This is a genomic window from Amycolatopsis cynarae, assembly GCF_026802195.1.
Lineage (GTDB): Bacteria > Actinomycetota > Actinomycetes > Mycobacteriales > Pseudonocardiaceae > Amycolatopsis_E > Amycolatopsis_E rhizosphaerae.
Genome location: NZ_CP113836.1, coordinates 5,869,113 through 5,884,921 on the forward strand (window position 1 = coordinate 5,869,113; position 15,809 = coordinate 5,884,921).

General features: G+C 71.2%; 15 protein-coding genes. 3 read left to right on the forward strand and 12 right to left on the reverse strand.

Annotation, left to right across the window (positions count from 1 at the left end; all coding sequences use genetic code 11):
• Nucleotides 1–183: 183 nt before the first annotated feature.
• Nucleotides 184–981, forward strand: coding sequence for a 3-methyl-2-oxobutanoate hydroxymethyltransferase (gene panB, locus ORV05_RS28155; protein ID WP_456062010.1), 798 nt, complete (start codon nt 184–186; stop codon nt 979–981).
• 155 nt (nt 982–1,136) lie between these two features.
• On the opposite strand, the gene ORV05_RS28160 is transcribed toward panB, so the two are convergent.
• From ORV05_RS28160 to ORV05_RS28185, 6 genes are all read right to left on the reverse strand, one after another.
• Entirely contained in the window at nt 1,137–2,051 is a 915-nt protein-coding gene (locus ORV05_RS28160; protein ID WP_268755015.1) for a cytochrome c oxidase assembly protein, read from the reverse strand.
• Between the two features lie 5 nt (nt 2,052–2,056).
• Entirely contained in the window at nt 2,057–3,001 is a 945-nt protein-coding gene (locus tag ORV05_RS28165; protein ID WP_268755016.1) for an undecaprenyl-diphosphate phosphatase, read from the reverse strand.
• Nucleotides 3,002–3,128: 127 nt separating this feature from the next.
• Nucleotides 3,129–3,683, reverse strand: coding sequence for a hypothetical protein (locus ORV05_RS28170; protein WP_268755017.1), 555 nt, complete (start codon nt 3,681–3,683; stop codon nt 3,129–3,131).
• Nucleotides 3,684–3,697: 14 nt separating this feature from the next.
• Nucleotides 3,698–4,171: a hypothetical protein gene (locus tag ORV05_RS28175; protein ID WP_268755018.1), complete on the reverse strand. Its 474-nt coding sequence runs from the start codon at nt 4,169–4,171 to the stop codon at nt 3,698–3,700.
• Nucleotides 4,172–4,270: 99 nt separating this feature from the next.
• Nucleotides 4,271–5,041, reverse strand: coding sequence for a helical backbone metal receptor (locus tag ORV05_RS28180; RefSeq protein WP_268759926.1), 771 nt, complete (start codon nt 5,039–5,041; stop codon nt 4,271–4,273).
• A 14-nt stretch (nt 5,042–5,055) separates the two neighbouring features.
• The gene (locus ORV05_RS28185; protein WP_407652578.1) at nt 5,056–6,474 is read right to left on the reverse strand and encodes an RNB domain-containing ribonuclease; all 1,419 of its coding nucleotides are present in this window, start codon (nt 6,472–6,474) and stop codon (nt 5,056–5,058) included.
• 127 nt (nt 6,475–6,601) lie between these two features.
• Between ORV05_RS28185 and ORV05_RS28190 the strand changes: the two genes are divergently transcribed.
• Together ORV05_RS28190 and ORV05_RS28195 are read left to right on the forward strand one after the other, a co-directional pair.
• Complete coding sequence (locus tag ORV05_RS28190) at nt 6,602–7,564, forward strand: ATP-binding protein (protein WP_268759928.1); 963 nt, start codon at nt 6,602–6,604, stop codon at nt 7,562–7,564.
• Nucleotides 7,565–7,602: 38 nt separating this feature from the next.
• Nucleotides 7,603–7,995 (forward strand): SCO5389 family protein, encoded by a 393-nt coding sequence (locus ORV05_RS28195; RefSeq protein WP_268755019.1) that lies wholly within the window; start codon nt 7,603–7,605, stop codon nt 7,993–7,995.
• A gap of 59 nt (nt 7,996–8,054) precedes the next feature.
• On the opposite strand, the gene ORV05_RS28200 is transcribed toward ORV05_RS28195, so the two are convergent.
• From ORV05_RS28200 to ORV05_RS28225, 6 genes are read right to left on the reverse strand one after another with little or no spacing between them, the layout of a single operon-like run.
• On the reverse strand, nt 8,055–8,261 hold the full coding sequence (locus ORV05_RS28200) for a hypothetical protein (RefSeq protein WP_144591592.1): 207 nt from the start codon (nt 8,259–8,261) through the stop codon (nt 8,055–8,057).
• 56 nt (nt 8,262–8,317) lie between these two features.
• Complete coding sequence (locus ORV05_RS28205) at nt 8,318–9,184, reverse strand: hypothetical protein (RefSeq protein WP_268755020.1); 867 nt, start codon at nt 9,182–9,184, stop codon at nt 8,318–8,320.
• A 33-nt stretch (nt 9,185–9,217) separates the two neighbouring features.
• Nucleotides 9,218–10,222: a C40 family peptidase gene (locus ORV05_RS28210; protein WP_268755021.1), complete on the reverse strand. Its 1,005-nt coding sequence runs from the start codon at nt 10,220–10,222 to the stop codon at nt 9,218–9,220.
• 16 nt (nt 10,223–10,238) lie between these two features.
• Nucleotides 10,239–10,832, reverse strand: coding sequence for a hypothetical protein (locus ORV05_RS28215; protein WP_268755022.1), 594 nt, complete (start codon nt 10,830–10,832; stop codon nt 10,239–10,241).
• An 8-nt stretch (nt 10,833–10,840) separates the two neighbouring features.
• Nucleotides 10,841–12,913: a magnesium transporter gene (locus tag ORV05_RS28220; RefSeq protein WP_268755023.1), complete on the reverse strand. Its 2,073-nt coding sequence runs from the start codon at nt 12,911–12,913 to the stop codon at nt 10,841–10,843.
• Nucleotides 12,910–15,807 (reverse strand): ATP-binding protein, encoded by a 2,898-nt coding sequence (locus ORV05_RS28225; RefSeq protein WP_407652579.1) that lies wholly within the window; start codon nt 15,805–15,807, stop codon nt 12,910–12,912. The genes ORV05_RS28220 and ORV05_RS28225 overlap by 4 nt, the downstream gene beginning before the upstream one ends.
• Nucleotides 15,808–15,809: the final 2 nt, after the last annotated feature.

Below are 15,809 nucleotides of genomic sequence, written 5' to 3' on the forward strand. Positions count from 1 at the left end.
GATCCACGACCCGGGGACCCGACGAGGGCCTCGAGGGAAGGTTGGTCGACGATGATGTCTCACCACTCTGGCGAGGGGCTGCCCGCAGGCGGTCGGCAAGAGTCTTCGAAGGACGCCGCGAACACCGAGACGACGGCTGAGACGACGGCTCCCTACGGCACCGGCCCGCGGGCCGGCGCACCGGTGAAGAAAGTCCGTATCCATCACCTGCAGGAGCTCAAGGACCGCGGCGAGCCGTGGCCGATGCTCACCGCCTACGACATGTATACCGCCGAGCTGTTCGACGAAGCGGGCATCCCCGTCCTGCTGGTCGGCGACTCCGCCGCGAACAACGTGTTCGGTTACGACACGTCGCTGCCGGTGACGGTGGACGAGCTGTTGCCGCTGGTCCGCGCCGTGACCAGGGCCACGAAGCGGGCGCTGGTGGTGGCGGATCTGCCGTTCGGCTCCTACCAGCTCTCGCCCGAACAGGCACTCGCCACCTCCGTGCGGTTCATGAAGGAGGGCCGCGCGCACGCCGTCAAGCTCGAAGGCGGCCGCCGCTTCGCCCCGCACGTCGAGGCGCTCACCGGCGCCGGTATCCCCGTCATGGGGCATATCGGGTTCACTCCGCAGAGCGAGCACAACCTGGGTGGTTATCGGGTCCAGGGCCGCGGCGCGGCCGGTGAGGCGCTCGTCGCCGACGCGCTCGCCCTCCAGGAGGCCGGGGCGTTCGCCGTGGTGATGGAGATGGTTCCGGCGGAGGTCGCCAAGCGCGTCACCCACGAGCTGAAGATCCCCACCGTCGGAATCGGGGCTGGTCCGGACTGCGACGCGCAGGTCCTCGTCTGGCAGGACATGGCCGGGCTGCGCCGCGGCAAGGCACCGCGGTTCGTCAAGCGCTACGCCGACCTCGCCGGGGTGCTCTCCGGGGCGGCCGCGGCCTTCGCCGACGAGGTGCGCCGGGGCGAGTTCCCCGCACCGGAACACGCCTTCCACTGACGCGCGGTCCTCGAGGAGCTGTGAACTCCCGTGAGGGGCACCTTCACGGTCGAATCGACCGTGAAGGGCCCCCTCACGGCTCTGCTCGCGACCGTGCCGATCCGTAGTAAAGCTTCTTTGCTCCAGATCCCCGGGCTCCGGATCCCCGGCGCCCACTACTGCCGTCCGCGGCGGAAACGCTCGGCCAGTACCGGGTCGTTCTCCCACCAGAGACCGTCGGCGGGCGCGTCGGGCGTGCCCGCCTTCGTGGCTTCGTCGAGCTCTCGGTCGGCCTGCCGGGCCTGCCGTTCGTCGGTCCGCATCCAGCGCGCGAACAGCGCGCCGACGAACGGCAGCCCGGCCAGATCGCCCCCGATCCACAGGATGCCCGCACCGACGATCTGGTCCGTGCGCAGGTCCGGGCCCCACGCCCGGTGAAGCGCCTCGTAGTAGCCCGCCGCCCGCAACGGGCCGAGCCACAGGATCAGGCCCAGCGCCGCGTCGACGACCACCTCGGCGAAGCTGATCCCGAACGACACCAGGTGGTGATCTTCGCGGGGGGTCGGGTCGAGCCGCAACCGGGTCCAGAAGTACACGAACCCGCAGCCCAGCAGGCCCAGCCGCACCAGCTCGTCCACTGCCGCGTGCCGCAGGGTCAGCTCGTACAGCGGGGTGAGGTAGATCAGGAACGGCGGCACGATCAGCAGCACGGTGATGACCAGCGGGAAGGTCAGCACGCGCGCGAGGAGGCTCCGGCCCAGCGCCCGCAGCCGGTCCGCGAACGGCGCGGTGGCCAGCAGCAGGGTCAGCGGCGCGCCCAGGGCGAGCAGCAGCGGGGTGATCATGAGCAGGGTCACGACCTGAAGCGCCCGCACCCAGAACAGCACCCCGTCGTAGGCGCCGAGGAACGAGCAGGTCAGCAGCAGTACCGTGGCCAGCCCGCCGAGGAAGGCCGCGGTACGCGAACGCGGCCAGTCCGGCACCCGCCGCGCCGCGGTCAGATACCAGGCGCCGAGTCCGAGCACGAACACCAGCGCGGGGACATCGAGCGTCCCCGTGGTGAAAATCGTTCCCCAGGTCAGCGCAGTCATCGTGGTCAGATCGCGAAATAGATCAGGCTACCGGCACCCGCCAGCACGCAGTAAATCGCGAATGGGGTCAGTGTCCGGCTTTCGAAATACGACGTCAAGAAGCGCACCGCGATATAGGCCGCGACACCGGCGACCAGGCTGCCCACCACCGCGGGCCCCAGCGAAGCGCGGTTGTCCGCGGCGAACAGCGACGGCATCTTCAGCACCCCCGCCGCCAGGATGACCGGGGTGGCGAGCAGGAAGGCGAACCGCGCCGAGTCCTCGTGGTCGAGACCCCGCCGCAGTCCGGCCACCATGGTGATCCCGGACCGGCTGATACCGGGGAACAGCGCCAGGATCTGCGCGGCACCGATGAGCATCGCCTCGCCGATGCCCAGTTTGGCCAGTCGGTGGTCCGACATCTCCTCCACGCTGATCGCCCGCATCGGCATGGTGACCTCGGCGGAGAAGTCGATCGTCTGCTCGGCGGCGGCGGGCACCGCGGGCTTGGCCGCCCGCGCCCGGCCGAAGCGCTCGACGGCGTAGAGCACCGCACCGTTGAGGGTCAGGAAGATCGCCGTCGGCACGGGCTTGCCCAGGAAGTCCCTCAGCGCCTTCTCCAGCAGCAGACCGGCGACGCCGACCGGGATGGTGGCGAGGATGAGCAGCCAGGCCAGCCGCTGGTCGGAGTCGGCCACCTCGCGATCCCGGATGGAGGTCCACAGGCCACGCAGGATGCGCACCCAGTCCTGCCAGAAGAAGACCACCAGCGCGATCGCGGTCGCCACGTGCATCGCGACGAGCACGGCGAGGTACGGCGAGTCCTTGCCCATGCTCAGGTCGTTGGCCCAGGAGCCGCCGAACCAGGCGGGGAGCAGAATGCTGTGCCCGAGACTGGACACCGGGAACAATTCAGACACACCCTGCAAGGCGCCCACAACAATTGCCTCGAAATATGTCACAGCGGACATTGAGGACCTTTCCACGAACGCGAAGCACGGTTTCGCTACGAAAGTACCGGACACGTCCGGCGCCCCCGGTGGCACGGGTGGCACGATCGGAGGGGAAATCGTAGACGGCCGGGGAAGCGGCGAAACGTCAGCCCTGGTGCAGCATCCGGATGTCCGCGGCCTTCCAGCCCTCGCCCGTTCGCCGCAGTTCGAGCGTCACCGCGACCCGCTTGTCCTGCGGCGCACCGCCGTTCTGCGAGACGGTGGCAGCGAGGTAGACCAGCGCGGTCGCGGTCCCCTGCCCGGAGTCGAGGACGCTCAGCGCGGAAGCCGTCACCGTGGGTGTGACCACTGTCTGCTGCTGCTTCACGATGTCGGCGGACGTCGCGCGTTCTTTGGCGATCTTGAGTTGCAGGGATTCGGAGGCCACGGCCTTCTGGCGCGTCTCGATCTCGTCCGGGATGCGGTAGTCGACGGTGGTCAGTTCGAGCGCGGCGTGCTCGGCGGTGGCCAGGACGGCGTCCCGGGTGGCCGCGACGGCGTTCTGCTGGACGGCGGGGGACGGCGCCGGTGGCGGCTGCCTGTCCGCCAGCGGAGTGATCAGGGCTGCCACCGTGACCGCGGCGACGACCACCACGGCCATCACCGCGACGAGGACGAACACCCACCGGTCCCGCCGCGGGGACGGTTCGACGGAATCCATGGCGTCGGCCTCCCTCAGTTCGTCCGCAGGGCGGCGATCAGCCAGCGCTGCCCCACCTGTTCGGCGGTGACGACCAACGCGGCGGTACCCGCCGTCCCGGCCGTGCCCGGCTTGTCCATGTGCTGTTCCACGAAGACCAGCAGTTCGGCCTTGGAGGCGGTCAGCGTCCGCACCGCAGCCTCGCGCACGGTCACCGTGATCCGCTGGTTTTCCGGGGGAACCTGCGTCAGCAGGGTTTCGTACTGCTTGGCCGCCGCCTCGGTGAAGTACTTACCCGCATCCCGACGCGCCTGGTCGAGTGTGTCCCCATGGATGCTGAAGACTGCCCGGAGCGCCTCGCTGACCTGCGTTCGCACCGCTTCGGTGGCGACGGGGTCGCTCAAGGCCAGGTTCGACGGGGCGCTGGGCGGCGGCGGGGCGGCGACCGGCGACGGCGCACGCCCGAGCAGCACCAGCACGGTCACGACCCCGCCGACGAGCAGCATCATCGCTGTCGCCAGTCCGGCGAAAAGTCGGCCTCTGCCGGGCCGTGCCTCCGGTGTCACAAAATGATCTTCGGCCGGTTTCTCCCCGTTGTCCAGAAAAATTCAGCCGGACAGCGCCGCCGACAGGGTCTCGTGCGCGGCCACCAGCGAAGGCCCATACCAGGTGAGGTAGCGGCCGGAGACCAGGACGTGGCGCACCCCCGGGAAGGCCTCCGGCCCGTCGTCCGCCGTGAACCGGTACGGCTCGTCGGGAAGTACGAGCAGCTCCGCGTCCCCGCGGTCGAACCACGACCGCAGCTCGTCGAGCTTCGGCCTCGGATACCGGTCCCCGTGCTCGCCGTACACAATGGACACTCCGAGGCGGCGCAGTACGTCGCCGCCGAAGGTGTCCCGGCCGAGAATCACCCAGGGCCTGCGCCACACCGGCACCACTGCGCGCACCCGCTCCGGGCGGATCTCCCGCCACAGCTGCTCCGCCTGCACCAGCCAGTAGGGCTCCGTCACCTCGAAGGCCTGCGTCAGCAGACGCCGCAGCGACGCGAGCGCATGCGGCACGGTCGCCGGAGCCTCGGTCACCCAGACCGGAAAACCGTTGGCGCGCAGGCGTTCCACGTCCTCGGGCCGGTTCTCCTCGGAATTGGCCAGCACCAGGTCCGGGCGCAGTTCGAACACCCGGTCCAGCTTGGGGTACTTCGATCCGCCGACCCGTGGCACGGCCAGCCCCTCCGGGTGCGTGCAGTAGTCGGTCGCCCCGGCGAGCACGCCGGGGACGCTCACCGCGATCGCTTCGGTGAGCGACGGCACCAGCGACACCACGCGCCGCGGGACGCCGAGCAGCGGGACGTCCTCACCGAGGTCGTCGAACAGGGCCATCGCTCGCTGGTCGGTCATGCTCGCTCGAACGACACCTTTCGCCTCTCCACGTCCACCGCGGTGAGCCGCACCGTGATGCGCTCCCCCTCCGGCAGGTTGGCCCCGGCACACCGGCCCATCACCGGCGGATCCTCCACCAGGATCTCCGCCCTGGCCTCCTCGGCCCGCAGCACGACCGCCTCGAAGGTGCTGCCGACCCGCTCGGCCAGCATCCAGGCCTCGACCTGGTCGAGGCAGGCGCGCTCCACCCTGGCGGCGAGGCCGTCGGAGGTGCTCATGAGCGACGGCAGCTCCGGCAGGGCCGCCCGCACCCAGTCGGGCACTTCGGCTCCGGCGGAGACGGCGAGGCAGACCTCGGCGGCGAACCGGTCCACCAGCCGGCGGATGGGGGCCGTCACGTGGGCGTACGGGGCGCCGATCCCGGCATGGGAGGTCGAGTCGGGCGCCCCGCCGGCGAAGCTCGTGTAGCCGGCGCCGCGCAGCAGGCGGGTCGAGCAGGTGTAGAGGGCCATCGACTCGGGAAGCGCCGGGTCGAGCCCGGCGAGCAGTTCCGACACGCTCGCGCCGGCGGGCCAGGGAATGCCCAGCGCCTGCGCGGAGCGGCGGAGCCAGTTCACCGACTCCTCGTCCGGATCGGGCAGGGTGCGCAGCACGCCGACCCCGGCCTCGATCATGATCCCGGCCGCGGCCATCCCGGTGAGCAGCGAGATCTCCGCGTTCCAGGCATCGACGGGATTGCGGGGACGCATGCCCAGCACCCAGCCGTCCCCGGCGTCGCCGCCGATGGCCTGTTCGGGCAGTTGCGGTTCCACCGCGCCGCGGTGCACGGCGAGTTCCCGCCGCAGCCGCCCCAGCGCGGGCAGCGGCTCGATCGAAGGATGCGGGGTGCCGGTGGCGAAGGCGGCCTGCACGCTCTCGTAGTCGAACCGGGCGGTCGACCGGACCAGGGCGCGCCGCACCCTGGTGGCCGTCGGCTCACCCCCGCTGTCCAGGTCGATCGTCCACAACACGGCCGGGCGCGTCTCGCCGGGCAGGAGGCTGGCCGCGCCTTCGGACAGCACCGGCGGATGCAGTGGCACGTTGCCGTCGGGGAGGTAGAGCGTCTGGCCACGGCGGCGGGCTTCCCGGTCGAGTCGCCCGCCGGGGCGTACGAACCCGCCCAGGTCGGCGATCGCGTAGTGCACGCGGAAGCCTTCGCCCCGGCGCTCCAGCGCCATCGCCTGGTCGAGGTCCTTCGCGCCGGGTGGATCGATCGTGACCAGCGGTAGCGCGGTGGCGTCCTCCCGGGGCGCGACGACGGCGGGCGGGTCCATCGCCACGGTTTCGGCTTCGGCGAGCACGTCGGCGCCGAAGCCGTCCGGCAGCTCGAATTCGGCGCGAAGGCGACCGAAGTCGCCGCCCGCCGAGTAGGCGTGAACCACGACGCGAGGCACATATGCACCCTAACCCGCTGGAGGCCGTTGATCCCCCCATCGGTGACTGGGCCACTCGGGTGTACCTTGCCATACTAGTTATGAAAACCGATGTCATTTTCGTTTCATGGAGAGGGTGTGGTCCGCAGTGAAGGTCGCGTTCGTCGGCAAGGGAGGCAGTGGCAAGACCACGCTGACCTCGTTGTTCACCGCCTGTCTGGCCGGAGCGGGGCATCCCGTGCTGGCCATCGACGCCGACATCAACCAGCACCTCGCGGTCGCGCTGGGGGCGAGCGAGGAGGAGGCCGCCGCGCTGCCCACCCTCGGTGAGCACCTGCCACTGGTGAAGGACTACCTCCGCGGCGACAACCCGTTGATCAGCGGCGCCGACGCGATGATCAAGACGACTCCGCCCGGGCGCGGTTCCCGGCTGATGCGCCCCTTCGAGGACAACCCGGTCACCGAGGCCTGCTTCCGCGAGATCGGCGGGGTCCGGCTGGGCGTGACCGGCCGCTTCACCGAGGACGACCTCGGCGTCGCGTGCTACCACTCGAAGGTCGGCGCGGCCGAACTCCTGCTCAACCACCTCGTCGACGACGAGCGCGAGTACGTTGTCCTGGACATGACCGCCGGTGCCGACGCCTTCGCCTCGGGGCTGTTCACCCGCTTCGACGTCACGTTCCTGGTGTGCGAGCCGACGCTGCGCAGCGTCGGGGTGTATCGCCAGTACGCCGAGTACGCGCGGGATTTCGACGTCCGGCTGGCGGTGGTCGGCAACAAGGTGACCGACGAGGAGGACGTCGCGTTCCTGCGCGAGCAGGCCGGTGAGGACCTGCTGTGCTGGCTCACCGGCTCGGGTCACGTCCGGGCCGCCGAGCGGGGCCGCGCCCGGCCCATCGGCGCGCTCGAACCGCACAACCTGGCCGCACTGGCCACCATGCTGTCCACTGTGGACTCGACCGTGCGGGACTGGGACCGGTTCCACCGGCAGGCCGTGGAGTTCCACCTGCGCAACGCCCGCTCCTGGGGCAACGAGCGCACGGGCCAGGACCTCGCCGCCCAGATCGATCCCGAGTTCGTCCCCGGCCCGCCCGCGCTGGCCCGGGCGTAGCTCCACCACTGGAAAAACAACGGAAAAAGGAGAAACAGTTGTCCCTGGACGTACCCGCCGCCCTGCTCGAGCGCGCCGAATCCGGTGAGGTGACCGATGCCGAGTTCGTCGCCTGCGTGCGCGACTCGCTGCCCTACGCCTGGCAGGTGATCAGCACCGTGGCGGCCGATCTGAACGGCGGCACGGCGGACTTCGCCGACCACGCGACCCCGCCGCCGAGCGAGACCGAACGCGGCCAGCTCCTGCGCGCACTCGCCTCCGACGCCATCCGCGGCGGACTCGAACGGCACTTCGACATGAAACTGGCGTTCCAGAACTGCCACCGGGTGGCCGCCTTCCGCCCGGCGGCGGTGGACGGCGACGCCTACCGCGAGTTCATCTCGCCCGCGGGCCAGCTGCGCAACCAGAGCCCCGAGCTGCGCGACTGCTGATCTTCGTCCGGACGGCGCCTTCCCGCACTCGTGCGGGAAGGCGCCGTCGCTTTTCCCGGTCAGTCACCGCCCCACTCGGCGTCTTCCTCGTCGGCCTTGCGGGTGCGCTCCCGGGCGATCTCCAGCGCCCGCCGCGCGGTCGCCTCGTCCGGGTAGGGCCCGAGCAGGTCCACCGAGCGGGACCGCTCCAGATGCTCGACCTCGTGCGTGCGTGTGTTGTAGTACCAACCCCGGTCCGGATCCGGATCCTTGCTCTTCGCCGCCATGTCCCGAGCTTCGCACCTGCCGCCGGTGCTGTCACCACCAGCGGCGGCGGCCCAGGTCAGGAGCGGTAGCGGAACGGCTTCTCGGTGGGCTCCCCGGTCGGGCCGAACGTGCCGGGTCCGGCCGCGCCGTCCTCCCGCAACTCGTCGAACCAGCCACGCTCGCCCATCGGGATACCTCGCGGGGGCGTGTCGGTGTCTGCGTCCACCGCACTGTCCGGCGCACTGGCGGCAGAGCCGCCGGGGGCACTCACGGGCGCGCTGGCCGAAGCACTTTCCGGGGTGGCCGGGGGCGGGGCGGCGGTCTTGCGCGAGGGCTGCGGCAGCGGAGGCAGCGGCGGGACCGACGGCGACGGCGCAACCGGCGTGGTCCGCCACACCGGGGCGGGCGGGATGTTCATCGGTGCGGCCCGCGGCGGCTCGCCGGGACCGGACGGTGTGTCGGCGGACGCGGCACGAGCGGCACCGCGCGGCGGGATCGGGTCCAGGCAGGAAACCAGCACCGTGGTGTTCGCCGGGTCCTCCACCCTGCGGCCGCTGCGCTCCCGGTAGACCATCTCGCCATCCGTGTCGAGTTCCACGATGTAGCCCGCCTCCGCGAGCTGCTCCTCGTCCAGGTCGACCAGTTTCTCCTCGCGCGAGGGCACCACGCGGTACAGCGGCCACGACAGTCCCCGGTGGGTCTGGTGGAACTGGGCGAGCAGACCGGTCAGGTGCTGCTGCCAGGGCAGCGACATCGATTCGGCGAGCGAGCGGGGCAGCACCACGTAACCCTCGCTCACGCCCGGCAGCTCTCCGGCGAGATAGTCGGCCAGCGGGGTGCTCGACGCCGGGCGCGCGGCGGGACGGGGCGGCGGGGGCGCGCCGAACAGATCCCGCGCGTCGCTCACCCGAGGCTTGCGCCGCTTCCCGAACTTCTTAGCCACGATCCATCCCCTGTGTTGTGCCGACCTGCACGCTCACACCCCTGGCCGCACGGCCTGCGGCACGAGTTCCTTCTCCTGGAACGAAACCGACCGGACGTGCACCGGCACCCCGGTCTGCTGCGCCTCCACGATCTTGCCGTCGCCAAGGTACATCGCGACGTGGTGGATGGTCTCCGGGTTCGACGGGTCGGTCGCCCAGAACAGCAGATCACCCGGCTGCGCGTCCCGCACGGGCAGCATCGCACCATCGTGGTACTGGTCCGCCGCAACCCGGTCGAGGATGATGCCCGCCGCCCGGTAGGACCGCTGCATCAGTCCCGAGCAGTCGTACGCGTCCGGCCCCTCGGCCCCCCACACGTAGGGCTTTCCCCGCTCTCCCAAGGCGAACGACATCGCGGCCGCGGCGGCCTTGTTCGGCGGGAGCGCCAGTCCGGCGCTCTGTCCACAACCGACCACGTCGCCCACCTGGCCGATGTTTTCCACCAGGTACGCCGCCATCTGCTCCCAGCGGTGGTACCGCTCGGGGAAGGCCGAACGCTCCACGTCCTGCGCGGAGGCCCCCGGCCGCTGCTGGTCCCAGTCCGGCACCGCCAGCAGCACGTCGTAGAACTTGTTGATCTCGTAGACCGGGTCCTGCAACTGCTCCACGGTGCCCCAGCCCATGGACGGCCGCATCTGGAAGATGCCCAGCGAGTCCCGGTCGCCGTAGTCCAGGTTGCGCAGCCCCGACTCGGTCATGCCCGCCTGGATCGCCACCTGCCAGGCCCGCGGCGACAGGCCGCGCTGCTTGCCGATCGCCACGATCAGCGACACGATCTGCCGCTGCTCGTCGCGCAGGTTCGACGCCTGCCCCTGCGCGGTCTGCACCAGAGCGACCTGCGTCGGGCCGATCGCCGCGCTGCAGCTGACGCCCATCACCCCCCGCGCCTGCACCTGCGCCCGCTGCTGGTCGGTGACCACTTTGGACACCACACCGGTGGTCATCACCGCCGCGAACAGCGCGGCGGTGACCACCCCGATCAGCAATCCGACCCGCACCCCCATCAGCCTCGCTTCAGCTCGCCTGGTCGTACTGCGAGACGCGCCAGCCGCCGGCGACCTCGCTCACCGTGATCGACAGCTTCGGACCGTCCGTCGGAATGACCACGTTCAGGGAACTGGTGAAGGAGCTGACCACCGAGGGCTCACCGGTGACCCGGGTCGCGGTGATGTTCGCGATGTCCACTGTGGACATCGTGGCGGCCAGGTACTCCTCGGTGGTGTAGGGCCGCAACCCGTCCAGCCACTGGGCCTGCGTCGTCCCGGCCGGATGGTTCACCCACGCCCGCGCCCACAGCTTCGCCACGTTCAGCGCGTCGGGATTCGGCGCGGCGGAGGTCGGCTGCACCAGCGGCGCGGTCAGCCGGGTGGCCATCGGGGTACTGGCCGCGGTGGTCGCGGCGGCCGTCGAGCTCGGCGCGGCGATCCCGGCGGGCTGCGGCGACTTCCGGTCCCGCGGGCCCAGAGCCTGCGGCACGAGCACCCCGATCGCGCTGACCAGCAGGGCGACCGCGATCACCGTGCCCACCAGGTGCCGAGGGGACCGCAGCGGAAAACCCCACAACCTGCGGTAGACGGCGGCACGACCGCGGTTGGTCCGAATCGGCATCGCTCACCTCACCGCACGACTCGGTCGGTGTCACGCAGGTCTTCGCGCACCTCGATGCCACGGGACGGCCGGTACACCACGTACACCGGCTTGCCACCGACCAGTTCGCGCTCCGCACGCCGCGGCTGCGGGGCGGCGACCGGCACGGCGAACCGGTCGGCACCGGCCGCGTTCAGCCGCGAGGGAACAACCACCGGATCGCCGAGGTCACCGTCCCGGTCGAACACCGGCGAGGTGTCCACGCGGCGGCTCTGCGGCTGCGGTGGCACCCAGCCCCCGTCGGCGCGGCGCACCGTCCCCGGCGGGGCCGAATACACGTAGGCGTCCGACTGGTCGCCCGATCCCCGGCCCGCGGGCGCGAACCCGGCCAGCGTCCCCGCGCCCCCGCCCGCGGGCAGCGCGGCCCTGCTGCGGGTGCCCGGCAGTGCCCCGGACCAGGCCGCCGCCGGCCTGCCCTCCATCGGCACGGCCCCGTCGAGCCGCTGCGCGCTGGCGAACACCGTCGCCTCCGGCCGGAACCGGCCGCCGCCCACGGTCGCCCCGATCGGGCCCCGGGTCTCGAGGTCGGTGTCGTCGGAGTCACGCACGTTCTGCCAGAACTCGTCCTGCGGCGTGGGCCCGGTCTTCTTGCGGAAACGGGAAAACAGCCCGCCGCTGGGCGCCGGGATCGAGGAGCCGAGCATGCCCACGGACATCTCCACCATCTGCCACAGCCGCCGCACCGGCCTGCCCACCAGGAACAGCAGGACCGTCACCAGCCCCGCCATCACCATCTGGGTCAGCATCGACAGCGAACTGCCCGCGCCGAAGATCGCCTGCAACAGCAGGGCGTGCACCCCGGCGAGCACGGCCAGCACGATCAGGTTGAACGCGACCCCGCCGAGCACCTTCCCCACCCGGCGCAGGACCTCGTGGTGCACCAGTGCGATCAGGCCGATCAGCGGCGCGGTCAGCGCGAACAGCCTGATCAGGACCTGGGCCAGCAGCACCGAAGCCTTCGCCAGCAACTGGAACAGGGCGTAGACCAGGCTCTGCAGCAACGCGAGGACACCGGCGCCGGTGCGGCTCCCGCCCTCACCGGTGAAGTACGGCGTGGCCGTGCCCAGCTGGGTGGAGATGGTCTTGTAGGCCGCCTTCTTACCGTCCACAACGGACTGGTTGGCGTCGTCGCCGTTGCGGATCTGGGTCCAGGTGAACGCCTGCGCGTCCAGCAGCTGACGTCCGAACTGGGTCGCCTGCGCCGCGTCCGGCGCGCCGAACTCGCCCCGCAGCCAGTTGTTGTAGACCACCTGCGTGTGCAGCTCGGTCGGCAGGATCTCCCGGACCACCCGGTCCCCCGAGTCGTCGACGAACCCGGCCTGGATGTTGGTGGTGGTCTGGACGATCGCCTTGTCGATGGGGTCGAAGTAGCGCAGCATCGCCATGGAGGAGGCGGCCAGCCACACCGCGCCCAGCCCGTAGAGCGCCCGTTTGCTCACCGCGGACAGATCGCCCCGCCAGATGTTGCGGAACATCATGATCGCCAGCACGAGCGCGGCCAGGCCGAACAGCTGCGCGTAGATGTTGTTGTAGACCTTCTCCGCACCGGTCTTCACCGCGTCGTAGATCGGGTTCAGCAACCCGCCTTCCAGCACGGTGTAGTGCAGCGAGTCGGTGGCACCGACGATGTTCTTGCCGATGTTGAACAGCTCGTTGCCCGCCCAGGTGTCGATGGTCGAGCTGGGGCTGGTGATCCCGGACAGCGGCCCGCAATCGGTCTGGTAGACGTACCAGACCATCCCGGCGTAGCTGTAGTCCAGGTAGGCGCTGCCGTTCTCGCCGTGCGTCGCGGGCGGATCGATCGCCCCCACCATGCCCGCGCCGGGCCGCTCCGGCGTCGGCGCCTCACCGCAGGCCGCGGCGGATGCGGGCGGCGCCGTCGCCACCGTCTGCAGGCCCAGGATCAGCGCCACCATCGCCAGCGTGGCGAAGCGGCCCGGGCGCTTCTTGCCGCGGAAACCTCCGCGGCGGACGAAGCCCTTGAACGAATGCCACGCCGCGGCGCACCCCAGCACCAGCAGCAACGTCATGGCGGTGGTCATGCCGCGTCCCGGCCGTGACCGCCCCGCTTGCCCGCGGTGGCGGGCTCGCCGGAACCCCCGGCCAGCCCCTCCTCGGCGAGTATCTGTTCCTCGGTCAACCCCACCTCACGTTCCGCGGCCAGCTCCAGGTCCGGTTCGAGCTCGTCATCGGGAGGCGGGACGGGCACCCGCTGCTCCGGCGCGGGCGGCTCGGCGTCCCGGGCCCGGCTGTCCGCGGGCAGGGCGTCCTTCGAGCCCGGCGTGGTGTCCAGTGCCGCGCGCAGGTGTTCCAGATGGGGGCCGGAGAAGTCGACGCGGATGCGCTCCACGCCGCCCGCGCCGTCCCCGAAGATGAACTGGCGGGGGTCGCGGTCGCGTTCGAGCCCGCGCTGGGCACCCGGACGGCGCCCGAGCGCGGCCACGACCTGCTCGTAGCCGACCCCGACCGGCACCTTCAGCAGCCGCAGCGCGTCGGCCTGTGCCTCGTCGTCGTCGAGTCTGCCGACGAACACCGAGTCCAGCAGTGCCACGAAACCCTGGATCTTGAGGAAGTCGGCGGGAATCTGCGAGGACAGCAGGACCCGCACGTTCCACTTGCGGGAGTCACGGGCGAACCGGTTCATCAGTACGCGCCCGGTGGGCACCTCCGACAGGAAGAACGCCTCGTCGATCCAGACGCCCTTGCGCTGGTCCTTCGGCTTCTCGTAGACGGAACGCTGGGTGAGCCAGGCGGCGAGGTTCAGCATCTCCACGCCGAGCGCCTCGGCGTCGGTCCAGTGCTCGCGGCCGACCCCGTCCTTGGGCAGGGTCAGGCCCGCCATCGTCAGCACGGTCAGCCGGTCGTCCCTGGTCTCCGAGTACGGATCGGCGTCGTCCTCGGGGATGAGCAGCGACATCCGCTCCCGCATCTCGTCGAGGAAGTCGGCGACCACCACGGCGTGCTCGTGGTGCTCGCTCGAGTCCCGCCGCAACGCGTCGATGACCTGGCCAGGGTCGGCGTCGTAGCGGCCGCCGACGGCACGGACGGCACGCAGCAGCACGATGCGGCTCTGCGGCATCCGGGAGACCTCGTACGGCAGCACGCCGGTGAGCACGTCGAGCACGAGGCGGCGCCGGGTCGCCCCGGCGAGCGCGCGCTCGCGGCGCCACGCCCGCTCCGGGTCGTCCTCGTCGAGGAAGTGCTCCAGCAGCGGCTCGGCCACCACGCGGTACGGGTTGAGGATGCCGGGCTGCGCGTTGAGCAGGTTGATCGGCCGCGCGTAGGGCCGGATCTCGGGCAGGTCGCACAACCGCGACAGCGGGCCGGACGGGTCGAGCAGCGTCCAGTGCGCCCCGGCGCGCAGCGTCTTGTAGACGATGCCGCCGCCCAGGAAGGACTTGCCGCCGCCGAGCCCGGCCACCATCGCGGTCAGGCCCGAACCGTCGCGGATCTCCTGCGCCATCCACGGGTCCCAGGCCACCGGGCGCCGGGTCGCGGTGCAGGTTTCGCCGAGCAGGATGCCGCGCCGGTCGCCGACCTCCGCCGTCGCGGTGGGCACCGCCGAAGCGGCCCAGACCACCGAGCCGCGCCGCATGTACGCCGACGAGGACAACGGCTCACCCGGGATGAACTCGCGGGCCAGTGCGTACTGCGCCTCGGGGTGTTCGATGGCGATCTTCGGCTTGTACAGGTCCAGCAGCTGCTGGGCCAGGCGCAGCGCCTCCCGCTCGGTCGGCCCGGACACCGCCAGCCGCCACCAGGACCGCACCCGGGTGGCCAGCGCGGTGAAGCCGGAGGTCATCTCGTCGTCGATTTCGAGCACTCGCGAGGCCTGCCGCGCCAGCGACTGCGGCGGCTCCAGCTCGTGCTCGTCGGTGTAGTGCTTGACCTGCGAGCGGACCTTGTTCATCTGGCGCTGCAGCTCGCCCGCCACTTCCTCCGGCCGCCGCACGTAGATGCGCGCCGACCATTCCACCGCCGCGGGCAGCCGGTCCGCGTGCTGCACCCACGGATCGTCCACCTCCGGGATCTGCAGGCCGTGCATCTGCCCCACGGTCAGCACCGCGACGTGCCGCTTGACCCCGGCGTTGGAGCCGGTGCGCCCGCGCACGGTCAGCGTGGGCGCGTACGGCTCGGCGTGGAAGTCCGCGGCGTCGGTGAAGCTGGCCAGGTCCTCCGGCTCCCACGCCGAACCCGGCACGGCGGGCAGGTTCCTGGGCGCGGGCAGGCCGAGCGAGCAGGACCGGTGCATCAGCCAGGACATCTCCTCGGCGTGCACCGGACGGCCCTCCAGCCCGGACGAACCGATGACCTGGTCGAGGTGCTCGACCTCGGAGTCCAGCGCGGTCAGCTCCGCGTCGACCGCCTCGGGCAGGATCCGCCGCAGCAGCGGGGCGGCGCTTTCCACCGCGCGGTCCACCATGCGCCGCGTCTGCACCTGGACGCCGAGGTAGACCTCCTTCTCCGCCATCGAACGGCCCATCAGCTGCTGCTGCTCGCCGATGAGGTAGTCGTCGAAGGACAGCGCGCCCGGCGTGTCCTGCGGCCTGCCGACCGCGTTGTGCACGTGCGCCTCGGCCCACATGCGGATCGGGTACGGGCGCGTCGTCACGCGCAGGTGCAGCCACCGGCCCTGCAGCTCGGCGTACTGGCCCGCGATCGCGGCGATCAGGTCGCGGCGCTGCGAGTCCGAACGGAACGACCAGCGCTGCGGCGCCAGCCGGTACCAGGCGTAGACCTCGTGCCCGGTGCGCAGCAGGTGACCGTCGATGCTGCGGGCCGCGATCGAAGGGGTGTAGGTCGGGATGGCCTGCTCACCCGGCAACCGCCGGTTGGCCTGCTTCGGCTTGGCCGGCGTCGCACGGCCCGGCCGCGGCTGCCACTGCTGCGCGGCTCCGCGTGAGTCGTGTTCCCGGTCCTTCCGGCGACCGAACAACG

Coding starts and splice junctions, on each gene's coding strand:
- ORV05_RS28160 (WP_268755015.1), bottom strand. CDS start 2,051: ATGACTGCGCTGACCTGGGGAACGATTTTCACCACGGGGACGCTCGAT.
- ORV05_RS28165 (WP_268755016.1), bottom strand. CDS start 3,001: ATGTCCGCTGTGACATATTTCGAGGCAATTGTTGTGGGCGCCTTGCAG.
- ORV05_RS28170 (WP_268755017.1), bottom strand. CDS start 3,683: ATGGATTCCGTCGAACCGTCCCCGCGGCGGGACCGGTGGGTGTTCGTC.
- ORV05_RS28175 (WP_268755018.1), bottom strand. CDS start 4,171: ATGATGCTGCTCGTCGGCGGGGTCGTGACCGTGCTGGTGCTGCTCGGG.
- ORV05_RS28180 (WP_268759926.1), bottom strand. CDS start 5,041: ATGGCCCTGTTCGACGACCTCGGTGAGGACGTCCCGCTGCTCGGCGTC.
- ORV05_RS28200 (WP_144591592.1), bottom strand. CDS start 8,261: ATGGCGGCGAAGAGCAAGGATCCGGATCCGGACCGGGGTTGGTACTAC.
- ORV05_RS28215 (WP_268755022.1), bottom strand. CDS start 10,832: ATGCCGATTCGGACCAACCGCGGTCGTGCCGCCGTCTACCGCAGGTTG.
- ORV05_RS28220 (WP_268755023.1), bottom strand. CDS start 12,913: ATGACCACCGCCATGACGTTGCTGCTGGTGCTGGGGTGCGCCGCGGCG.